This window comes from Streptomyces sp. NPDC043738, from assembly GCF_056436545.1.
This window is the reverse complement of the sequence record NZ_JBWKCJ010000029.1, coordinates 24,175-42,538: the sequence shown is the minus strand read 5'-3', so window position 1 is coordinate 42,538 and position 18,364 is coordinate 24,175. Positions and strand designations below refer to the sequence as shown.

At 70.2% G+C, this 18,364-nt stretch carries 18 protein-coding genes; 13 read left to right on the top strand and 5 right to left on the bottom strand.

Annotated features, from left to right (window positions below):
* Positions 1–24: 24 nt before the first annotated feature.
* Positions 25–1,329 carry a helix-turn-helix transcriptional regulator gene (locus AC0680_RS30125; RefSeq protein ID WP_478634932.1) on the bottom strand — a complete coding sequence of 435 codons (1,305 nt, stop codon included), beginning with the start codon at positions 1,327–1,329 and terminating at the stop codon, positions 25–27.
* 243 nt (positions 1,330–1,572) lie between these two features.
* On the opposite strand from AC0680_RS30125, the gene AC0680_RS30120 reads away from it, so the two are divergent.
* The 7 genes from AC0680_RS30120 (at position 1,573) to AC0680_RS30090 (ending at position 7,695) form a co-directional block, all read left to right on the top strand.
* Complete coding sequence (locus AC0680_RS30120) at positions 1,573–2,514, top strand: NADP-dependent oxidoreductase (protein ID WP_478634929.1); 942 nt, start codon at positions 1,573–1,575, stop codon at positions 2,512–2,514.
* 176 nt (positions 2,515–2,690) lie between these two features.
* Positions 2,691–4,013, top strand: coding sequence for a M64 family metallopeptidase (locus AC0680_RS30115; protein ID WP_478634927.1), 1,323 nt, complete (start codon positions 2,691–2,693; stop codon positions 4,011–4,013).
* A 159-nt stretch (positions 4,014–4,172) separates the two neighbouring features.
* Positions 4,173–4,601 carry a hypothetical protein gene (locus tag AC0680_RS30110; protein WP_478634924.1) on the top strand — a complete coding sequence of 143 codons (429 nt, stop codon included), beginning with the start codon at positions 4,173–4,175 and terminating at the stop codon, positions 4,599–4,601.
* A 64-nt stretch (positions 4,602–4,665) separates the two neighbouring features.
* Positions 4,666–5,571: an aminoglycoside phosphotransferase family protein gene (locus tag AC0680_RS30105; RefSeq protein ID WP_478634921.1), complete on the top strand. Its 906-nt coding sequence runs from the start codon at positions 4,666–4,668 to the stop codon at positions 5,569–5,571.
* A 102-nt stretch (positions 5,572–5,673) separates the two neighbouring features.
* Positions 5,674–5,979 carry a hypothetical protein gene (locus AC0680_RS30100; RefSeq protein WP_478634918.1) on the top strand — a complete coding sequence of 102 codons (306 nt, stop codon included), beginning with the start codon at positions 5,674–5,676 and terminating at the stop codon, positions 5,977–5,979.
* Positions 5,980–6,098: 119 nt separating this feature from the next.
* Entirely contained in the window at positions 6,099–6,755 is a 657-nt protein-coding gene (locus tag AC0680_RS30095; protein WP_478634916.1) for a LysE family translocator, read from the top strand.
* Between the two features lie 664 nt (positions 6,756–7,419).
* Positions 7,420–7,695, top strand: a complete 276-nt coding sequence (locus tag AC0680_RS30090; protein ID WP_478634914.1) for a hypothetical protein — start codon at positions 7,420–7,422, stop codon at positions 7,693–7,695.
* Between the two features lie 265 nt (positions 7,696–7,960).
* Here the strand turns inward: AC0680_RS30090 and AC0680_RS30085 are convergent, their stop codons facing one another.
* Positions 7,961–9,799: a glycoside hydrolase family 15 protein gene (locus AC0680_RS30085; RefSeq protein ID WP_478634911.1), complete on the bottom strand. Its 1,839-nt coding sequence runs from the start codon at positions 9,797–9,799 to the stop codon at positions 7,961–7,963.
* A gap of 167 nt (positions 9,800–9,966) precedes the next feature.
* Positions 9,967–10,974, bottom strand: coding sequence for a GlxA family transcriptional regulator (locus tag AC0680_RS30080; protein ID WP_478634908.1), 1,008 nt, complete (start codon positions 10,972–10,974; stop codon positions 9,967–9,969).
* Between the two features lie 141 nt (positions 10,975–11,115).
* On the opposite strand from AC0680_RS30080, the gene AC0680_RS30075 reads away from it, so the two are divergent.
* Entirely contained in the window at positions 11,116–11,997 is an 882-nt protein-coding gene (locus AC0680_RS30075) for an NAD(P)-dependent oxidoreductase (RefSeq protein ID WP_478634905.1), read from the top strand.
* A gap of 1,319 nt (positions 11,998–13,316) precedes the next feature.
* Positions 13,317–14,480: a serine hydrolase domain-containing protein gene (locus AC0680_RS30070; protein ID WP_478634902.1), complete on the top strand. Its 1,164-nt coding sequence runs from the start codon at positions 13,317–13,319 to the stop codon at positions 14,478–14,480.
* 92 nt (positions 14,481–14,572) lie between these two features.
* On the opposite strand, the gene AC0680_RS30065 is transcribed toward AC0680_RS30070, so the two are convergent.
* Complete coding sequence (locus AC0680_RS30065; protein ID WP_478634900.1) at positions 14,573–15,406, bottom strand: NAD(P)H-binding protein; 834 nt, start codon at positions 15,404–15,406, stop codon at positions 14,573–14,575.
* Positions 15,407–15,605: 199 nt separating this feature from the next.
* On the opposite strand from AC0680_RS30065, the gene AC0680_RS30060 reads away from it, so the two are divergent.
* The 4 genes from AC0680_RS30060 (at position 15,606) to AC0680_RS30045 (ending at position 18,181) form a co-directional block, all read left to right on the top strand.
* Positions 15,606–16,133, top strand: a complete 528-nt coding sequence (locus tag AC0680_RS30060) for a DinB family protein (RefSeq protein ID WP_478634897.1) — start codon at positions 15,606–15,608, stop codon at positions 16,131–16,133.
* A 26-nt stretch (positions 16,134–16,159) separates the two neighbouring features.
* Positions 16,160–17,110 (top strand): trypsin-like serine peptidase, encoded by a 951-nt coding sequence (locus AC0680_RS30055; protein ID WP_478634895.1) that lies wholly within the window; start codon positions 16,160–16,162, stop codon positions 17,108–17,110.
* A gap of 162 nt (positions 17,111–17,272) precedes the next feature.
* Positions 17,273–17,770, top strand: a complete 498-nt coding sequence (locus AC0680_RS30050) for a potassium channel family protein (protein ID WP_478634892.1) — start codon at positions 17,273–17,275, stop codon at positions 17,768–17,770.
* Between the two features lie 57 nt (positions 17,771–17,827).
* Complete coding sequence (locus tag AC0680_RS30045; protein WP_478634889.1) at positions 17,828–18,181, top strand: MmcQ/YjbR family DNA-binding protein; 354 nt, start codon at positions 17,828–17,830, stop codon at positions 18,179–18,181.
* Positions 18,182–18,188: 7 nt separating this feature from the next.
* Here the strand turns inward: AC0680_RS30045 and AC0680_RS30040 are convergent, their stop codons facing one another.
* Positions 18,189–18,350, bottom strand: coding sequence for a hypothetical protein (locus tag AC0680_RS30040; protein WP_384430325.1), 162 nt, complete (start codon positions 18,348–18,350; stop codon positions 18,189–18,191).
* Positions 18,351–18,364: the final 14 nt, after the last annotated feature.

Sequence of the window (18,364 nt, the reverse complement as noted above, 5' to 3'; positions counted from 1 at the left end):
CGGGAAGTCCCTGCGGCGACGCTCCTACGCCACCGCGTGGAAGAGCGCCGCCGCCTCGCCGCGGGACCCGACACCCAGCTTGGTCAGGATCTTCGCGACATGGAACTTCACCGTCGACTCGCTGATGTGCAGCTCCTGGGCGATCGCCCGGTTGCGATGGCCGAGCGCGAGCCGGGCCAGTACCTCCAGTTCCCGTTCGCCCAGCGCGATGAGCGGGTCGGGGGCCGGGTCCTGGGATACCCGTAGCGGGATCGTCGCCGACACCGTGGTCCCCCAGCCGGGTACGGCATCGACGTCCAGCCGCCCGCTCAGTACGTCGAGACGGTCGGTGACCCGGCCTGTCGCCAGCCCGTCGGAGGTGAGGGTGCCCGGCCCGTCGTCGCGTATGGTCGCGCGCAGTTCGGCATCGGTGAGCTGCCAGCCGACATGGACACGGGTCACGGTCTCCTGCTCGAGGACCTTCAGCAGCACGGCCCGTACGATCACACGCGCCGTGTGCGCCACGTCGGCGGCCACCGTCCGCTGGGAGTCGGGCGCGCCCAGCTCCAGCCGGACGGGGCTGTAGCGCACGAGCGGCCGGAGCGATTCGGCGAGCCGGGCGAAGGCCTGCCCGGCCGGCTCCTCGGCGATCTCCTGGTCGCGTTCCGCCTCCGCCCGCAGCTCCACCAGCGCCGAGACCGCCAGATCCGTGGCGGTGGCGCGGGCCGCCGCATCGTCGAGGGTGCGGCTGCGCAGCACACCCAGCAGCCCGGTGAGCGCGGCCGAGTACGCCTCGCCCAGCTCCGCGATCACCTGCGCCCGTGTCCCGGCGGCGGTCCGCGAGCGGGCCAGCGCCCCGGGCACGGCCTCGGCCGCGAGCCGGTCGAAGTGGCTGGTCACCACGTCCCACAGAGCCTGTACGAGCGCGGCGGCACGCTCCTCGACCGCCGGCAGCGCGCCCTCGTTCCCGCCGCGGTCGCCTTCTCCGTCGCCGTCCGCATCCCGTACGAGCAGCAGGACGGCGCCCCGGGGTGTCGCATGGCTCGTCACGGCGAGCACGGGGCGCTCGGCGCCGGCGAGGGGGAGGGTGCCCTGCCACGGGCGGCCCGGGGTGCCCGTGGCGAGCAGCGGAGCCAGGTCGGCGGTGGAGAGCCGGCCGATGATGTCCGCATCGCCGTACGTCTTGAACGGTGAGTGCGCGCAGTGCGTGGAGAGTTCGGCCGCCGCGCGGTGCGGGACCAGTTCGGCCAGGAGTGTGGAGAGGCGCGGCAGGATCTCGCCCAGCGGCTGGCGGATCACCTCGTAGGCGGCGGTCAGGGCGGGTACGGATCCGGATCCGGTCATCTCCATGTACTCCAGCGTAGCCAGCCGCGCCGGGGCGAATGCTGGCCTTTCGGCCAGGCCGGACTGTTCTGATGGCCGGCGGCCGGACCCCACCCCGCCGACGAAGCTGAAGCCATCAACCGATCCAGCACATGCGGCATATACGGCATATACGGCGCATGACACACATACGACGTGTGTGCCGTGGCCCAGTGCATCCAGCGCATGAGTGCGTTTCGCGCATCAGTGCATCCAGCGGGGAGTTTCCACATGCAGGCGATCATCTACAACGAGTTCGGCGGCTCGGACGTGCTCACGTTCGGGCAGACCGACAAGCCGGAGCCCGGACCGGGTGAAGTACGGGTCAAGGTGGTGGCGATCGGCGTCAATCCGCTCGACTACAAGCGGCGTTACGGGTGGATGGAGCAGTACTACCCGACGACGTTCCCCGCCGTGCCCGGCCTGGAGTTCGCCGGGGTCGTCGACGCGATCGGCGCCGACGACGGGGGCACCACGGACCGCGGGGCGGCGGACGGGCCGGCCGTCGGCGACGAGGTCTTCGGCTGGACCAGGACCGGTGCGTACGCGGAGTACGCCATCGCGGGAGACATCGCACCCAAGCCGGCCGAGCTCTCCTTCGCGGCCGCGGCGACGCTGCCCGTCGCCGGTGAGACCGCGCAGCGCGTACTGGATCTGCTGGGCCTGACGGCGGGCGAGACGCTGCTGCTGCACGGCGCGGCGGGGGCGGTCGGCCAGGTCGCCATCCAGCTCGCGGTGGCCTTGGGTGCCACGGTGATCGGTACCGCGTCGCCGGTCAACCACGACTTCCTGCGCGCGCTGGGCGCCGTCCCGGTGGCGTACGGAGAGGGCCTGGCCGACCGGGTCCGGGCGGCCGCTCCGCAGGGCGTGGACGCGGTCTTCGACGCGGCCGGCCATGACGCGCTGCCGGTCTCCATCGCACTGCGCGGCGGGACCACGGATCGCATCGTCACCATCGCCGATCCGCAGGCCGCCGAGCACGGTGTGCCGTTCTCGGCTGGCGGTACGCCGTCGGAGCAGGTCGTGGCGGGCCTGGCCGCGCAGGCCCGCCTCGCGGTCGCGGGGCGGCTGACCGTGCCGGTCGCCGAGACCTTCCCGCTCGCCGACGCCGCGAAGGCCCAGGAGCTGAGCGAGGCGGGCCACGTGCGCGGCAAGCTCATCATCGAGGTCTGAGGCGTACCGGGACGGTGACGGGCGTAGAAACCGCCCGCCGCCGTCCCGAACTCATCCCTCCATCTGGACACTTGAGCCCCTTTCGTTGCCCACCTCCTTCCGCAGCCCTTACGTTGAGCGCGCTCGATCCGTCTCAACCCGCCTTCCCTACGGCGGGCTTCGGAAGGAAACCCCCCATGATCAGACGCATATCCGTCGGCATCTCCGTGCGCACCGCGGTCTCCGCCGGACTGGCCGTCGCGGCGCTGGCCGCCACGACGGCCGTCGCGGCCACTGCCCAGGGAGCCACCTCGGACCCGCATGCCCAACGCACCCAGAAGGTCGAGTACTTCACCGGTGCGCAATCCCACCCCCGTGAGGCCGTCGTCCCGGCCTCCAAGCCACTCTCCGCGTCCGACAAGGCCGCCATCGCGGCGGGCGACGGCGATGTCACGACGATCGTGCAGAACGGCCCGGTCGACAAGAAGCTCGACGTGGCCTTCGTCGGTGACGGCTACACGGCCGACCAGCAGGAGGACTTCCACGCCGACGTCCGCGCCAAGTGGGCCAAGATGACCGCCGTGGAGCCCTACGCCTCGTACACCGGCCTGTTCAACGTCTGGGCGGTCGACGCGGTCTCCAACGAGTCCGGCGTCTCCGGCGACCCCACGAAGGACGTGGTCCGCGACACCGCGCTCGACTCCGCGTTCTACTGCGACGGCATCGAGCGCCTGCTCTGCGTCGACACCGGCAAGGTCGAGTCGTACGCCTCCAAGGCTCCGGCCGCCGACCTCGTCGTCGTCCTCTCCAACTCCACCAAGTACGGCGGCGCGGGCTACAACGACGTCTCCTCACAGGTCGGCTACGACGGCATCGCCACCGCCTCCTCCGACAACGACCAGTCCGACCAGATCGCCGTGCACGAGACCGGCCACTCGCTCGGCAAGCTCGCCGACGAGTACGACTACGGCCAGTCCGGCACCTATACCGGCCCCGAGCCCGCCGAGGTCAACCTCAGCAAGCTGTCCGCCGACGACATGGGCTCCCAGCAGCAGAAGTGGTACCGCTGGCTCGGCCAGGAGTCGCCGGACGGCGGCCCGGTCGGGGCGTACGAGGGCGGCGGCTACTACCAGTACGGCCTCAACCGGCCCACGGAGAACTCGATCATGCGGACGCTCGGCCGCGAGTTCAACCTCCCCGGCCGTGAGGCGATGATCGCGGGCTTCTACCGCTACGCGAGCGCGCTCAGCAGCCCGGTGGCCACCGACCGCGCACTGCACCGCGGGGACCGCATCCGGGTCGCCGTGCCCTCCTCGGCACAGGTCAAGTGGTACGTCGACGGCCACGAGCGCAAGGCCGCGCGCGGCAAGACCTCGGTCGTGCCGCGGACGCTCGGCGTCCCCGCGGACGGTAAGCGGCACACGGTCACCGCCCGCGCCACCGACCGCACGAAGGCGGTCCGTGACCCGGCACTGCGCAAACTGCTGGCCGGGTCGCTGAGCTGGCGAGTAGCCCCCTAAGTGGGTCGTCCCGGCATGTCGGTGGGTGACAGGCGCCATGCCGGGAGCGCTCCTTGAGTGAACGAGGGCCTTCTGGTTCCGGTGTGGACCGCGGAGTCTGCACCGATACCCAGGAGGCCCTCGTGATCCATACTCTGTGTCGGCAGCTAGGGGGAGGCCATGATCATGCAACACAGTGGTGGGACCACACGGGCTATCAGGCGAGCAGCGACCGCTGTCGTTGTGGCTGTCCTGATGGGCAGTTGTTCGTCGGGGGATCCCGCGCAAGCCAGGGAGTGGCAACGGGATTACTGCACCAAGCTGGGGGCCTGGCAGGACGCCGAGCGAGCCATGGCGACCAGCGCGGCAGACGCCGATGCCGGTGACGAACGCAATGGCCGGTCGCCCGAGTTCGACAACACCGAATCAGCAGGACATGCGGTGATCGACTCGTCGAAAAGGCTTGACCAGGAAGGCCTTGAACGGGACGGCAGTCATATCCGCGACGACACCGCCAACGCGGTCGGCGGTGACACCGGGGCCGAGGAGCGTGCAGTTTCCTACTGCGACGGCTCAGGCTTCGAGACCTTGGTCGACTCCGCCGGCTAGTGCCTGCGGGGCCCGGGCCCGACCAGGGGCGGCGCCGGAGGCGCGATCGCACGGGAAGGCAGTGATGAGCGCACGCAGGATGCACGCCGACGAGGTGGACATCGACGACTCCCTCGTACGGCGGCTGGTCGGCACGCAGTTTCCGCGGTGGGCGGACCTCCCCGTCACGCCGGTCGACTCCGCCGGCACGTCCAATGCGATGTACCGGCTCGGCGGGGACCTGGTCGTACGGCTCCCCCGCATCGCGGGAGCCGCCGACGACGTGGCGAAGGAGCACCGGTGGCTGCCCCGGCTCGCCCCGCCGCTTCCGGTCGCCGTCCCCGAACCGCTGGGCATGGGAACGCCCGCCGAGGGCTACCCCTTCCCCTGGTCCGTCTACCGCTGGCTCGAGGGCGAGACCCCGGTCGTCGGCCGGATCGCCGATCCCGGCCGGCTGGCGAAGGACCTGGCGGAGTTCGTCGCCGCGCTGCACCGCATCGCCCCGGCGGACGGGCCTCCTTCGTACCGCGGCGAACCCTTGGCGGTGCGGGACGCCGCGACCCGCGCCGCGATCGAAGAGCTGCGCGGAACCATCGACGCCGATGCCGCGGGCGCGGTCTGGGACGGGGCCCTGGAGGCGCCCGCGTGGTCCGGCCCGCCCGTCTGGATCCACGCCGATCTGCAGCCCGGAAATCTGCTGGTGGCCCGTGAACGGCTCAGCGCCGTCATCGACTTCGGGTGCCTGGGCGTGGGGGATCCCGCGGTCGACCTGATCGCGGCGTGGTACGTGCTGCCCGCCGGCGCGCGCGGCGCCTTCCGGGCCGCGCTGGACGCCGACGAGGCGACCTGGGCGCGAGGGCGCGGCTGGGCACTGTCCGTCGCCGTCATGGAATGTGGCTACTACCAGGAGACGAACCCGGTGATGGCCGCGATCGCGCACCACGTCATCGATGAGGTCCTCGCCGAACGCCACCCAGGACCACGCATGTGACCCACATCACAGCACGTGCTGTCATACGTCGCAGCCCCCGTATCCGTGTACGGAGCGACGGGCCCGCAAACAAGCAACGTCACTACGGGGAAAGGACATCACGTGCGTAACAAGCGAACCCTGACCACCGCACTCGCTGCCGCCGCACTCACGGTCGTCAGCCTGGGCGGCGCCGCCCAGGCCCACGCCACCACCGGCACCGAGGCCGCCGCGCCGACCACCGCCTCCGCACCGCACCAGATCAAGCCGATGGACGGTCCTCCCGGAACGGTGTGGACCGGCAAGAAGTTCTGGACCCTCAGCGGATGCCAGGCGGCCGGCACGGACCTGGTCAGCAGCGGCAAGTGGGCCGACCCCTTCTGCGACGGCTCGGGCCTCCAGTGGGATCTGTGGGCACGGCCGCTGTAAAGCCTCGCGGCTTCGGGAGCTGCACCACTAGTCGCAGATAGCCGCACCCGGTAAGCCGGCTCGTCCCCGCGCATGTCCGCGGCAGCGTGGGGACGAGCCGCCGCCATTAGCCTCGTGACATGCTCACCGCCACCCTCGCCTTCGCCGGCGTCGCCGCGCTCATCAACGTCACCCCGGGACTGGACACTCTGCTCGTGGTCCGGACCTCCGTCGCACACGGCCGGACGGGCGGATACGCCGCCGCCCTGGGCATCATCACCGGCTGCCTCGCATGGGGCCTGGCGACCGCCGTCGGGCTCACCGCGCTGCTCACCGCCTCCCGCCTGGCCTATGACACCCTGCGCATCGCCGGCGCCCTGTACTTGGCGTGGCTGGGCGTCACGGCACTGTGGCGGTCCAGGCGGCAAGGGACGCATGACGGGGAGACGGACACGACGGGCGACACCGCCGTTGCCTCCCCCGCCGCCTCCCACGGACGGCTCGCCGCCTTCCGCGCCGGGCTCGCCACCAACCTGCTCAACCCCAAGGCGGGTGTGTTCTATATGAGCCTGATCCCGCAGTTCATCCCCCATGGGGCACCCGTCTTCAGCACCACTCTGCTGCTGACGGCGATCGACGTCGTGGAGCTGGCGATCTGGTTCGCGGTGCTCTCCCGGGCCGCTTCCGCCCTCGGCGAGCGGGCCAGGCGCCGGTCCTTCCGCCGCCGCATGGAACAGGTCAGCGGCATCACCTTCCTGGGCTTCGCGGCGAACCTCGTGCTGGCCGACCGCGCCTGACGACGCAGGGGCGCACCCCACCCGCGCGCGTCGATCGGACGCCGTGCCGGTACGTCCCTGCGGGAGGTCAGCAGCCGCACCCCGAGGAAGGCCGCCGCCGTGGTCAGCAGACAGGCCAGCTCCAAGGCCGCGGCGTGGTCCAGAGCGACGCTCGCCGACCAGCCCGCCGAACGCCGGCCCCCCCTCGAACACCACCCGGTTGACGCTGAGCAGGGCCAGGTGGGCGCCGATCGCCGCCCCCAGCGGCGCCCGCCCCGGGGCCGTCCGCGCGGCCACCAGCGTGAGGCCGAAGGCCGTGAGCAGCACCAGGTAGGCGAGAGGGTCCTGCCCGGCGGGCGCGAGTCCGACGGGTGGCGCGCTCACCCCCACCACGTGCGCCACCCCGGTCTGCACCACGGTGGACGCGGCCGGCACCAGCAGGAAGATCGCCGTCGTCCCGAGAGCCGAGACCGCCCCGCCGAACCGCTCGCGCAACGAGGCCCAGGCGTGACCGCGCAGCGTCAGCTCCTCCGGCAACGCCTCCAGCAGCACGGCCACCAGGGCATTGCCCACCATGAACGAGGCGAGGGCGGCAGGCTCCAGCCCGGACCACCGGACCCATCCGGCCGCGGTGCCGCCCGCGAGCACCAGGGCCGCACACCACCCCGTGACCACGATGCCGCGGATGAGGCCCGCCACCACCGCGGACGGCGGCCCCAGCCCCAGCGGCCGGCGCCGCGCCGGTCGCCCGGCCCGTAATCCCAGGACGGCGGGCACGGCCAGCGCGCTCACGACGACGGCGGGCAGCAACCGGCCCGCATACCCGCCGATGTCGAGCGCCCGGGCACCCGCCTCCCCCACCGCGTTCCCGATCCCCAGCGCACCCGCCATCACCGCTCCCCCGAGCAGCGCCCTCCACCAAGGCCGCCAGGCCGACCCCCGCTCCCCCGCGTGCTGCTGATACCCCGCCTTCACCGTCGCCGTCATGGGCTCCGACCTCCGCACGACCTCTCCACCAGGACTCCGAGCCCTACGTGTGCCCGTGTCATGGGGCCTGATGCCGCACTCCGGCGCGCAGGACACGAACGGCCCGGCAAACCCTCCTGCGGTACGAACTGCCGGGGGCCGGCACTACATCCGTCGGTCCAGCAGCCGTAAGCGGATGGTGCGAGGCCGCGGGGGCACGGTTCAGTGGTGGCGGGGGCGGCGGGACTCGCCCTCCGGTGTCACCCCAGCGCCCGGTCCAGGTTGAACGCCGCGCTGATGAGCCCAAGGTGGGTGAAGGCCTGCGGGAAATTGCCGATCTGTTCGCCGGTGCGGCCGATTTCTTCGGCGTAGAGCCCGACGTGGTTGGCGTACGTCAGCATCTTCTCGAAGGCGAGACGGGCCTCGTCCACGCGGCCGGCGCGGGAGAGCGCCTCGACGTACCAGAAGGAACAGATCGAGAAGGTGCCCTCTTCGCCGCGCAGTCCGTCCGGGCTGCTGCGGGGGTCGTAGCGGTAGACCAGGGAGTCGGAGACCAGGCCCTCTCCCAATACGTCCAGGGTCGACAGCCATTTCGGGTCGGTGGGCGAGATGAATTTGGCCAGCGGCATCATCAGCACGGCGGCGTCGAGAACATCGTCCCCTTCGTGCTGGACGAATGCCTTTCGCTCCGTGGACCAGCCGCGGTCCATGATCCGTCGGTAGATCGCGTCGCGGGCCCGGGACCAGCGGAGCATGTCCGCCGGCAGGCCACGGTGGGTGGCGATCCGTATCGCCCGCTCGATCGCGACCCAGCACATCAGCTGCGAGTAGAGGAAGTTCTGGATCTTGCCGCGGGTCTCCCAGATGCCCTCGTCCGGCTGGTCCCAGTTGTCGCAGACCCAGTCGACCAGCTTTCCGACGGTGTCCCAGTGGTCGCTGGACAGCGGCTCTCCCCATTTGTCATAGAGATATAGGGAATCGATCAGGGCCCCGTAGATATCCAGTTGGAGTTGGTTGACGGCGTCGTTTCCGATCCGGACCGGCGCCGAGCCCAAGTGGCCTTCCAGATGGGGGAGTTCCTCCTCGGGGAGTTCGCTGCGGCCGTCGATGCCGTACATGATCTGCAGCGGACCGTCGGAGCAGCCGGTGTTGAGGCAGATGTTCTGGGACAGGAAGTGCACGAAGGCCTTGGCCTCGTCCGTGAATCCCAGTCTGAGCAGTGCGTAGATGCAGAATGCGGCGTCCCGCACCCAGGCGTAGCGGTAGTCCCAGTTGCGCTCCCCGCCGATCTGCTCGGGCAGGCTGGCCGTGGGGGCGGCCACGATCGCACCGGTCGGCGCGTACGTCAGAAGCTTGAGGGTGAGCGCGGAGCGGTGCACCATCTCCCGCCAGCGTCCCCGGTAGCGCGACTGGGACAGCCAGCCGCGCCAGTACCGCACCGTGGCGCCGAACAGCTCCTCCGCCTCCAGCACCGCACAGGACCGCGGCTCCAGCCCGCCGCCGATCCGGTCGAGGGCGAAGACCGCGGCCTCACCTTCCTGGAGCGTGAAGGAGGACCAGACATCCGGGCCGTCGATCCGTACCGGGACGGTGGACGTCAGCGCCAGGGACAGGGCCGGGGAGGCGAAGACGGTCTGGCCCTGCCGCGTGCTCACGGTGTGCGTCTGCCGGCCGTAGTCGAAGCGGGGGGCCACCCGTACGGTGAACGGGAGCGCCCCGCGCACGCACAGCACCCGGCGGATCAGCCGGTGGCGGTCCGCCTCGCGTGAGTCGTCGACGATCGGCATGAAGTCCTGGACCTCGCCGACGCCGTTGTCCGCGAAGAACCGGGTGATCAGGATGTTGGTGTCGGGGAAGTAGAACTGCTTGGTCCGGGCGGGCACGTCCGGGGCGAGCTCGAAGGCCCCGCCGCGGTCGGCATCCAGGATCGCCGCGAAGACACTGGGGGCGTCGAAGCGGGTACAGCAGTACCAGTCGATGGTGCCGTTCGTGCCGACCAGCGCGGCGGTGCGCATATCGCCGATCAGGCCGTGCTCGGCGATGGGTGTGTAGCGGGGCGCGTCCGCCTTGCTGGGGCGCAGACTCTCGCAGACGGTCATGGGACCTCCCCTGCGCGGGGGAGCAGGAGCAATGGATTCAGGTTACCTCCGGGTGGTTGCGGACCGCGACCAACCGCATCGGGGGCGGCTGACCTGCACCGGAACCGGCGCGCCGGCCCTCGGCGGGCGCGCCGGGGCACCGTCGGCCGCCCCACGGGGCGCGGCACTCAGCGCGGGCCCCGTCCAGGAACCGCCCTCGGGAACGCCCGCCGGTACTCCCCCGGCGACACTCCCACCTGCTTGACGAAGTGATGCCGGAGATTGTTCGCCGTGCCCAGTCCGCTCAGCTCACCGATCTTGTCGACCGGCAGGTCGGTGGCCTCCAGAAGGCTCTGCGCACGACCCAGCCGCTGGTTGAGGAGCCACTGCAGGGGCGTCGTCCCGGTGGCCGCCTGGAGCCGGCGGTAGAACGTGCGCGGGCTCATCGCCGCCCGCCGCGCCAGGTCCTCGACGGACAGCGGTTGGTCCAGGTGCGCGCGGGCCCACTCCAGTACGGGCCCCAGGCCCTGGTCGTCGGTGACGGGTACGGACAGGTCGATGAACTGGGCCTGGCCGCCGGGGCGGTGGGCGGGGACGACCATCCGCCGCGCCAGCTGGTTGGCGACGTGTGCGCCCAGGTCGCGGCGTACGAGATGGAGGCAGAGGTCGAGTCCGGCGGTCAGCCCGGCGCTGGTGAGGACGTCGCCGTCGTCCACGTACAGCACCGAGTCGTCGACGTGCACCTTCGGGTAGCGCTCGGCCAGTTGGGCGGTGTGCATCCAGTGCGCGGTGGCACGGCGCCCGTCGAGCAGCCCCGCTTCGGCGAGCGCGAAGGCTCCGGTGCACAGGGAGACCATGCGGGCGCCCGCGTCGTAGGCGCGGCGCAGCGCGTCGATCAGGTCCGCCGGCAGCGGTGTGCCGTCCTCGACGCAGGGGTCGGGTACCGACGGCACGATGACGGTGTCGGCGCCGACGAGGTCGTCCAGCCCGTAGCGGGTCCGCAGCTCCAGGCCGGTGCTGCCGCCCGCGGCGGCCGGCTGGTCTCCCGCTCCGCACAGCCGCAGGTCGTACCAGGGGTCCGCCAGGTCGGGCTGCGGCTTGCCGAAGACGGTGCACGGGATGCTCAACTCGTAGAGGTCCCAGGAGGGGACCCCGATATCGGTGGGCACCACTACGGCCACGGAACCAGCGCTCATGCCTGAAGGGTATGGCAGGAATTTGGTGCCGGCCGTCACCGCTGTCACTTCTTCCGGCCGCCGCCGGCTGCGAGCGTGGTCCGTACGTGATCGACCACCGCCGCGGGAGTCAGCCGCAGGCGGCGAACAAGGAGTTGTGCCATGAACGCCCTGAATACGCCTCACCCGGCCGTCACCGTCATCGGTTTGGGCCAGATGGGCTCGGCGCTGGCCGGCGCGCTGCTGGCGGCCGGCCACCCGACCACGGTGTGGAACCGCTCGGCGCACAAGGCGGAACCGCTGGTCGCCCGGGGCGCCCGGTTGGCCGCGACGCCCGAGGAGGCCCTGGCGGCGGGCTCGCTCGTCATCGCCTGCGTGCTGGACTACGAGGCGCTGCACACCGTCCTCGATCCCCTCGCCGGCTCGCTCGCCGGCAAGGTACTGGTGAACCTCACCTCCGGCTCACCGGAGCAGGCCCACGAGGCGACGGCATGGGCCCGGTCGCACGGCGCCGACTACCTCGACGGTGCGATCATGACGACCCCGCCGGGTGTCGGAAGCCCGGAGATGATGTTCCTCTACAGCGGTCCCGACGCCGTCTTCGAAGCCCATCGGCCGACCCTCGCGGCCCTGGGAGACCCTCTGCACCTGGGCACCGACCCCGGTCTGGCCTCCCTCTACGACTCCGCCCTGCTGGGCCTGATGTGGTCCACCATGACCGGCTGGCTGCACGGCACCGCAGTCGTCGGCGCGGAGCAGACACCGGCCACCGCCTTCACGCCCCTGGCGGTCCGCTGGCTGACGGCCGTGGCCGGCTTCCTGACCACGTACGCGCCTCAGGTGGACGCCGGCAGCTACCCCGGCGACGACGCCACCGTCGACGTACAGATCGCGGCCATCGACCACCTCATCCACGCGGCCGCGGCCCGCGGTGTCGACAACGCCCTGCCGGATCTGCTGAAGGCGACGATGGAGCGTGCCAAGGCCGCGGGCCATGGCCAGGCCAGCTACGCGAGCGTGATCGAGGTGTTGCGGGGAGCCTGAGTCAGGGTGCCGAGGTAGGGGCCCGAGCGGCGGGCGGGGGAGCAGCGGCGGGGGGGCGGGCTCGTCCCGATAACGCGCGCAACCCTGGGTAACCGGTTGTTTGCGGGACGGTAGGCGATCCCAAGGCAGGCGCCCCCCTGGACAGCCTGCCGGTGCGGCCTGTCAGCCTGAGGGACAGGCAGACAGGACGCACCGGCCACCCCCAGCAGCCCCCTGCCAAAGCAGCTATTGCAATGCAAGAGGCCGAGGAGAATACTGAAATTCCTGGCTGGGAAGGCCCCGGAAACGCGCTGCGTGTGGACAAGGATGCCGCACGCAGCGTTTTCATTGTGTTGTGTCGACAACTCGGTAGGCCCCGGGGCCGCCATGACGCTCGGTGGCGTTCGACGGCCGCTTGCGAGAACCCCCGGTTCACGGAGTGAACGAGGGTTCTCATAGCGTCACTACCGATAGCGACTGCCGCAGTCTTACCGGGCATCGGCCCCGATGGCGCTAACCTTCGCCGTCGATGACCGTAAGTCAAGATGCCGCATCAGATCCCACACCGATAGGGGATTTGAGGAGCCGACTCGGCGTCACCGGAAAGCCTGCGTCTCGTGGCAACTTACGAGGCCAGCCCTTACAGCAGGGGACCAGCCTCGAAGTTATCTCGTTGGCTCGCTAGTGGCGGCCTCCGCGACCGAATCCGCGGCCTCCGCGACCGTAGCCGCGTCCTCCGCGACCGTAGCCGCGTCCACGACCGCGACCGAAGCGACGTCCGCGTCCGTAGCCACGTCCGTATCCGTCGCCCCAACCGCCGCAGTCATCCCTGTGCCTGAGAGGGAGTACGTTGCGGAAGCTCATGCTATGCCTCCTTGGATCGCTGGTAATGGTCCAGCCCTCTCCAGTTGGACCACCTCCCACGGTACGCCGGGACGCAAACCGAAATCAAACCGAAAACTGCTGAAATTTCACGTAAATTCAGCCCTCTTTATGTACGCAAAGTGGCCTCCGGTCGCTCTCTGAAATCCCGCCACTCGACCTGCCCGAGCCCATCGGATTCAGGCCCAAACCACCGACCCGTTGGCCTCGGGTCCAGCGCGATTGGCGCTTGCCATGGCCAGTGTTGTCCGCGTCATCCGCTGCGGCGTCAGATCCGATACGCCGTCAAAGCCGTTCATGGATTCGGGTGCCGCGTTCCGTGAGGACTTCCGCACCCCGGCCGGGGGGGTACCCCTACCTCGAGCTGGGTGGGTAGCACGATCGTCCTGCGCGGTCGCATCCAGAGATGCTGGGCCCACAAGTCGGCGGTTGCCCAATGAATCCAAAGGAGTTGGCTCGTGCGTGAGCAGACATGGCGGAAGTTACGTTCGTCCGGGCGGCGGAGTAGTCCGCGCAGAACGGTGTCGGCCGCGGCCGTAGTGGCCGTCGGCGTCATGACGACGGGCGCCCTGTTCCCACCCGCGGCGTCTGCCGTCGCCAAGCCGAACTCCGTCCAGCACGGCCTCGATGCGCTGGTGCACACCGACGGCGTGCCCGCCGCGCTGGCGAGCGTCGAAGACCGTGCGGGCCGCACCCGTACCTACACCGCAGGGGCCGGCGACCTGGCCACCGGCGCGCAAGTGCCCAGGGACGGTCAGGTGCGCATCGGCAGCAACACCAAGACGTTCACCGCAGTGGTCGTGCTGCAACTGGTCAGTGAAGGGAAGATCGGCCTGGACGCCCCGGTCGACACCTATCTGCCCGGCCTCGTACGCGGGGACGGAATCGACGGACGCCGCATCACCGTCCGCCAACTACTCCAGCACACCAGCGGACTTCCCAACTACAGCGAGTACCTCGACGACGGCATCCGCTACTACGACCCCCGCGAACTCCTCGACCTCGCCCTCCAGCACGAGGCCGACTTCGCCCCCGGCACGAAATGGGCCTACAGCAACACGAACTACGTGGTGACCGGCCTGATCGTGCAGAAGGTCGGCGGCCGCCCCCTCGCCGAGGAGATCGACCGGCGCGTCATCAAGCGCATCGGCCTGCGCCAGACCTACTTCCCCGCCCCCGGCGAGGTGGCGATACGGGAGCGCCATCCCAAGGGCTACTTCCAGGATTCGGCAGCCGCGCCTCTGGTCGACGCCACAGAATGGGACCCTTCCTGGGCCTGGGCCGCGGGCCAGATGGTGTCCACCACCTCCGACCTGAACCGGTTCTTCACCGCCCTGTTGGCCGGCCGCCTCCTCCCGAAGGCTCAGCTTGACCAGATGCGCAGCACCGTCCCCGCCGGCTATCCCTTTCCCACCGGTGCCCGTTACGGGCTGGGAATCGTGAGCACGCCTCTGTCGTGCGGCGGTGTGTACTGGGGCCACGGCGGCAGCATGACGGGGTACGAAACCCGGGGCGGCGCCACCGAGGACGGCCGCGCCGCCAACATCGCCGTGACCACGCAGCCGAGCCGCACGACCAAGGCGCACATGGACGGTGTCCTGGAAGCAGCTCTGTGCCGCTGATCCGCGCCGTCCACAGGCGTGTTCGGCAGGGCTCCCAGGGCTCCGACTCCCGTTCCACATGGTCGATATCGGAACGGCTGAGCCAGGCGTCTTCAGCGGAATGCGGCACCGTTCTCCAACGCCCACTGCTGGAACGATCTGGCCGGGGAGCCGGTGACCCGGGGAACGGTGTCGCGTACCGTCAGCAGCTCGTCATTGACGTCCCCACCCATCACATCGAGGATCGCGTCGGCGGTCTCGTCCCCCATGAAGGACGCCATCTGCCGGTGCGCCTCGTCCCGGGAGATCTCGACGAGGACCACCTCCCGCCCCAGAGCCGCGGCGATGGCCGCGACCTGCCGTCGGGGCGTGATGCGTTCCGGCCCCGTCAGCGCATACGTCCGCCCCCGGTGGCCGGGCTCGGTCAGCGCCGCGCAGGCCACCGCGGCTATGTCCGCAGGGTGGATGGCGGGGAGCCCGATGTCCGCATACGGCGCCCGGACCACGCCCTGCTCGCGAATCGACTGCGCCCACCACAGGGTGTTCGAGGCGAACTGCGTCGGCCGCAGGATCGTCCAGGCCATACCGCTGTCCTTGACCAACCGCTCCACAGCCAGGTTCGCGCCGGCCGCGGGCAGGGACGGATGGGTCTGTACCGTGATCGACGACACCAGCACCACATGCTCCACGTCTGCCTGCCGGGCAGCCGCGAGGACCTCCTCCTCCGCACCCATGCCCGGCAGCAGGAACAGCGAGCGCACCCCTTTCAGCGCGGCCTTCAGCGAGTCCGGCTGCGCGAGATCGCCCTCGACGGCTTCGATTCCCGCCGGGAACGCGGCCCGTCCCGCATCACGCGTCAGACCTCGCACAGGTACGGCACCCCGAAGGTGCAGGTACCTCAGCAGCGCACTGCCGATGTTCCCGGTCGCGCCGGTCACGAGGATCATCGTCTCTCCTGTCGTCAGCCGTTGATGGCGTCCACGGCACGCTAAAACCTCAACTCCTGTTGAGGTCAAGGAAGTAGCCGGCGGCTCCCGGTACGCCCGGTCGTCCGAGACGCGCCCCCGCGGCGAGAGGGGCCTCGAAGGGCACCGTCACACCGGCCCGGACTGTCGCCTGTCAGTGGTGTGTGCGAGGGTTCGGCACATGGTTACGACACCGGACGGACGCCGCATACCGCCACCGCAGGCGGATGAACGCACCACGCTGGAGGCCTGGTTGGACTTCCATCGCGCCACTCTCGCCCTCAAGTGCGCGGGGCTCGACGATCGGCAGGTGCGCCTCTCCCCGGTGGCGCCGTCCTCGATGACGCTGCTGGGGCTGGTCCAGCACATGGCGGAGGTGGAACGCAACTGGTTCCAGCGGGTGTTCGCCGGGCAGGACGTACCCCTGGTGTTCGAGGATGGCAAGGGAGACGGCTTTGCGCTCGTCCCTGACCGGGGGCTGGAGGAGGTGCTGGCCACCTGGCAGGAGGAAGTCTCGCGCGGCCGCGAGCTGACCGCCGACTCTTCACTGGACGACTCCGGCCGGCTCTCGGAGTACGAGGCCGGCCATGTCGGCAGCCAAGAGGTCTCACTGCGCTGGATCCTGGTCCACATGATCGAGGAGTATGCGCGCCATAACGGCCATGCGGATCTGCTCCGGGAGAGCATCGACGGTGTCACGGGGGCATGACGGTGTCACGGGGGCATAAGGCAGTCATGAGTCGACCCCTCGTCTTACGCAGCCGCCGCGCCGTCCTGCTCGTCGCCGCGCTCCTCGGCCTGTCGCTCGCCGTCCCGCCCGGGCCGCTGGCGCACGCCGTGGACCCGCCGGGCCGTTCGGCACAAGCGTCCTCCGCCGATGCCTACTGGACTCCGCAGCGGATGGCGGCCGCCGAACCGGCCGTCGCCGCGCGGAGCGCGCGGGCGCCGCATCGAGCCGAAGGCACCGCGCCACCGAGCCACCCGTTCGACGGCCTCCCTCAGGTGGGCACGTTCTTCTGGACGGACGCACACAACACCGGCCGGTTCTGCGGCGGAACGGTCGTCCGCAGCCCGCACCGCGACCTCGTGGTCACCGCCGGACACTGCCTGCGCTCCCCCGACCCCAAGCGCCGGCTGTCGTTCGTGCCGCAGTACCACGACGGGCTGAAGCCGCACGGCGTCTACCCCGTCGACCGCGTCTACCTGGACCAGCGGTACTACGACCTCGGCACCGACGGGGGTGCCCGTTGGGACTACGCCGTCGTCCGGCTCCTGCCGCGCGAGGACGGCGCCGAGGTGGAGGACGTGACCGGCGGCTTCGACCTCGTGCCGTACCCGGGATACAGCCATCGGCGCGTACGGCTCATCGGCTACCCCGGCAACAGCGACTCCACCCACCCCAAGCCGCTGGACTGCGCCTCGTCCACGCATCGGTACACCAGTGCCGACCCGGCCGCCCCCGGCGACTTCCTGGAGATCGCCTGCGCCGGCTATATCGGCGGCACGTCGGGCGGTCCGTTCCTGGTCCGGGACTTCACCGGTTACGCCCTGATCGGCGTCATCGGCGGCTACCACACCGGCGGCGACTTCCCCGACGTCTCCTACAGCTCGTATTTCACCCTCGACGTCTTGGCGCTCTACCTGCACGCGGTGCGGGGCGACGCACCCGCGGAGCCGCGCCGGTGAACTTCAGGCCAGGGCCAGGGCCAGGGCCCAAGGAATACGACTGCACGTGTTTGACACGTCATCATCCGCCGGCATTTCCGGGCATGACGATTTCCCCTGTTAATGTCGGCGTCGAGGGGAAGGCCGGTTGTCCACGAGGTCCGCAAGGGAAGGGCACGTCCGTTGGTGCCGTCGTTTCTCGCCGCCGTACTGAACCGCCTCTTCAGAAATGAGGCATGGCGCCGACTTCACGCCCAGGCGGCGTTCTGGGTCACCTTGCTCATGACCGGGGTGCTGCTCGGCGGTGCCGCTCTGGTCGTCGTCGCCGAATCCGGTGCCCCGCACGCCAATATCACGTCGTATCCACGGGCGGTGTGGTGGTCGGTGGAGACGGCGACCACCGTGGGCTACGGGGATTTCTACCCGGTGACGCTGTGGGGCCGCGTCCTGGCGACCCTGTTGATGCTGAGCGCCATTACGGCATTCGGCGTGATCACGGCCGCTCTCGCCACCTGGTTCGTCGGCCGCGCGGAACAGGACGTGGTCCGCTTCGGTAAGGCGGTCGGGAATCACGCCCGCGAGGAAGCGGAGGCGTTCCGTTCGGAGCTGCGCTCACTGCACGCGCGTTTCGACCACGTCGAGAATCTGATCCGGGACGGCGGTCCGCGCTCCCCCTCCTGAACGGCGGCTGTCGCACCTATGTGTTCGGGCGGTTCTTTGTACGCCTAAAGTGGAGCCATGCCCGATTCTGATGACGTCCGCCGCATCGCCCTCTCCCTGCCGGAAACGGTGGAGAAGGAGGCCTGGGAGATGCCCACGTTCCGGGTCGCCGGGAAAATGTTCATCACCGTCCCCGACGATGAGACGTCATTCGCCGTACGCTGCCCGATCCATGAGCGTCAGGAGCTGATCGCAGCGGAACCGAAGAAATTCTGGGTACCGCCGCACGAGGCCGGCTCCTCATGGGTGCGGGTTCGGCTGGCGGAGCTGGAGGACATGGACGAACTGCGGGACATCCTCGTGGACTCCTGGCGGCAGGCCGCTCCGCCCCGGCTGTTGGACGCTTTCCCCGCGTCTCCCCTGTCGGACTGACCCGCGCTCACCCGTGGTGGCGGCGCAGATCGCTCCAGTCCAGGGCCTGGGAGGCCTTCAGCTGGGAACGCTCCGCCGCCTCACGGGTCTCGGCGAGGACGTCGCCGTGCTCCTGGACGAGCTCCTCGTAGATGGGCGTGGCGTTGGACGCGTGCGTCGCGCTGTTCATGTCGATGTTCCCGT

Bases quoted from the DNA above. Each gene is read 5' to 3' on its own strand.
- AC0680_RS30125 (WP_478634932.1), bottom strand. From the start codon at position 1,329: ATGGAGATGACCGGATCCGGATCCGTACCCGCCCTGACCGCCGCCTAC.
- AC0680_RS30120 (WP_478634929.1), top strand. From the start codon at position 1,573: ATGCAGGCGATCATCTACAACGAGTTCGGCGGCTCGGACGTGCTCACG.
- AC0680_RS30115 (WP_478634927.1), top strand. From the start codon at position 2,691: ATGATCAGACGCATATCCGTCGGCATCTCCGTGCGCACCGCGGTCTCC.
- AC0680_RS30110 (WP_478634924.1), top strand. From the start codon at position 4,173: ATGATCATGCAACACAGTGGTGGGACCACACGGGCTATCAGGCGAGCA.
- AC0680_RS30105 (WP_478634921.1), top strand. From the start codon at position 4,666: ATGAGCGCACGCAGGATGCACGCCGACGAGGTGGACATCGACGACTCC.
- AC0680_RS30095 (WP_478634916.1), top strand. From the start codon at position 6,099: ATGCTCACCGCCACCCTCGCCTTCGCCGGCGTCGCCGCGCTCATCAAC.
- AC0680_RS30090 (WP_478634914.1), top strand. From the start codon at position 7,420: ATGAGGCCCGCCACCACCGCGGACGGCGGCCCCAGCCCCAGCGGCCGG.
- AC0680_RS30085 (WP_478634911.1), bottom strand. From the start codon at position 9,799: ATGACCGTCTGCGAGAGTCTGCGCCCCAGCAAGGCGGACGCGCCCCGC.
- AC0680_RS30080 (WP_478634908.1), bottom strand. From the start codon at position 10,974: ATGAGCGCTGGTTCCGTGGCCGTAGTGGTGCCCACCGATATCGGGGTC.
- AC0680_RS30075 (WP_478634905.1), top strand. From the start codon at position 11,116: ATGAACGCCCTGAATACGCCTCACCCGGCCGTCACCGTCATCGGTTTG.
- AC0680_RS30065 (WP_478634900.1), bottom strand. From the start codon at position 15,406: ATGATCCTCGTGACCGGCGCGACCGGGAACATCGGCAGTGCGCTGCTG.
- AC0680_RS30060 (WP_478634897.1), top strand. From the start codon at position 15,606: ATGGTTACGACACCGGACGGACGCCGCATACCGCCACCGCAGGCGGAT.
- AC0680_RS30055 (WP_478634895.1), top strand. From the start codon at position 16,160: ATGAGTCGACCCCTCGTCTTACGCAGCCGCCGCGCCGTCCTGCTCGTC.
- AC0680_RS30045 (WP_478634889.1), top strand. From the start codon at position 17,828: ATGCCCGATTCTGATGACGTCCGCCGCATCGCCCTCTCCCTGCCGGAA.
- AC0680_RS30040 (WP_384430325.1), bottom strand. From the start codon at position 18,350: ATGAACAGCGCGACGCACGCGTCCAACGCCACGCCCATCTACGAGGAG.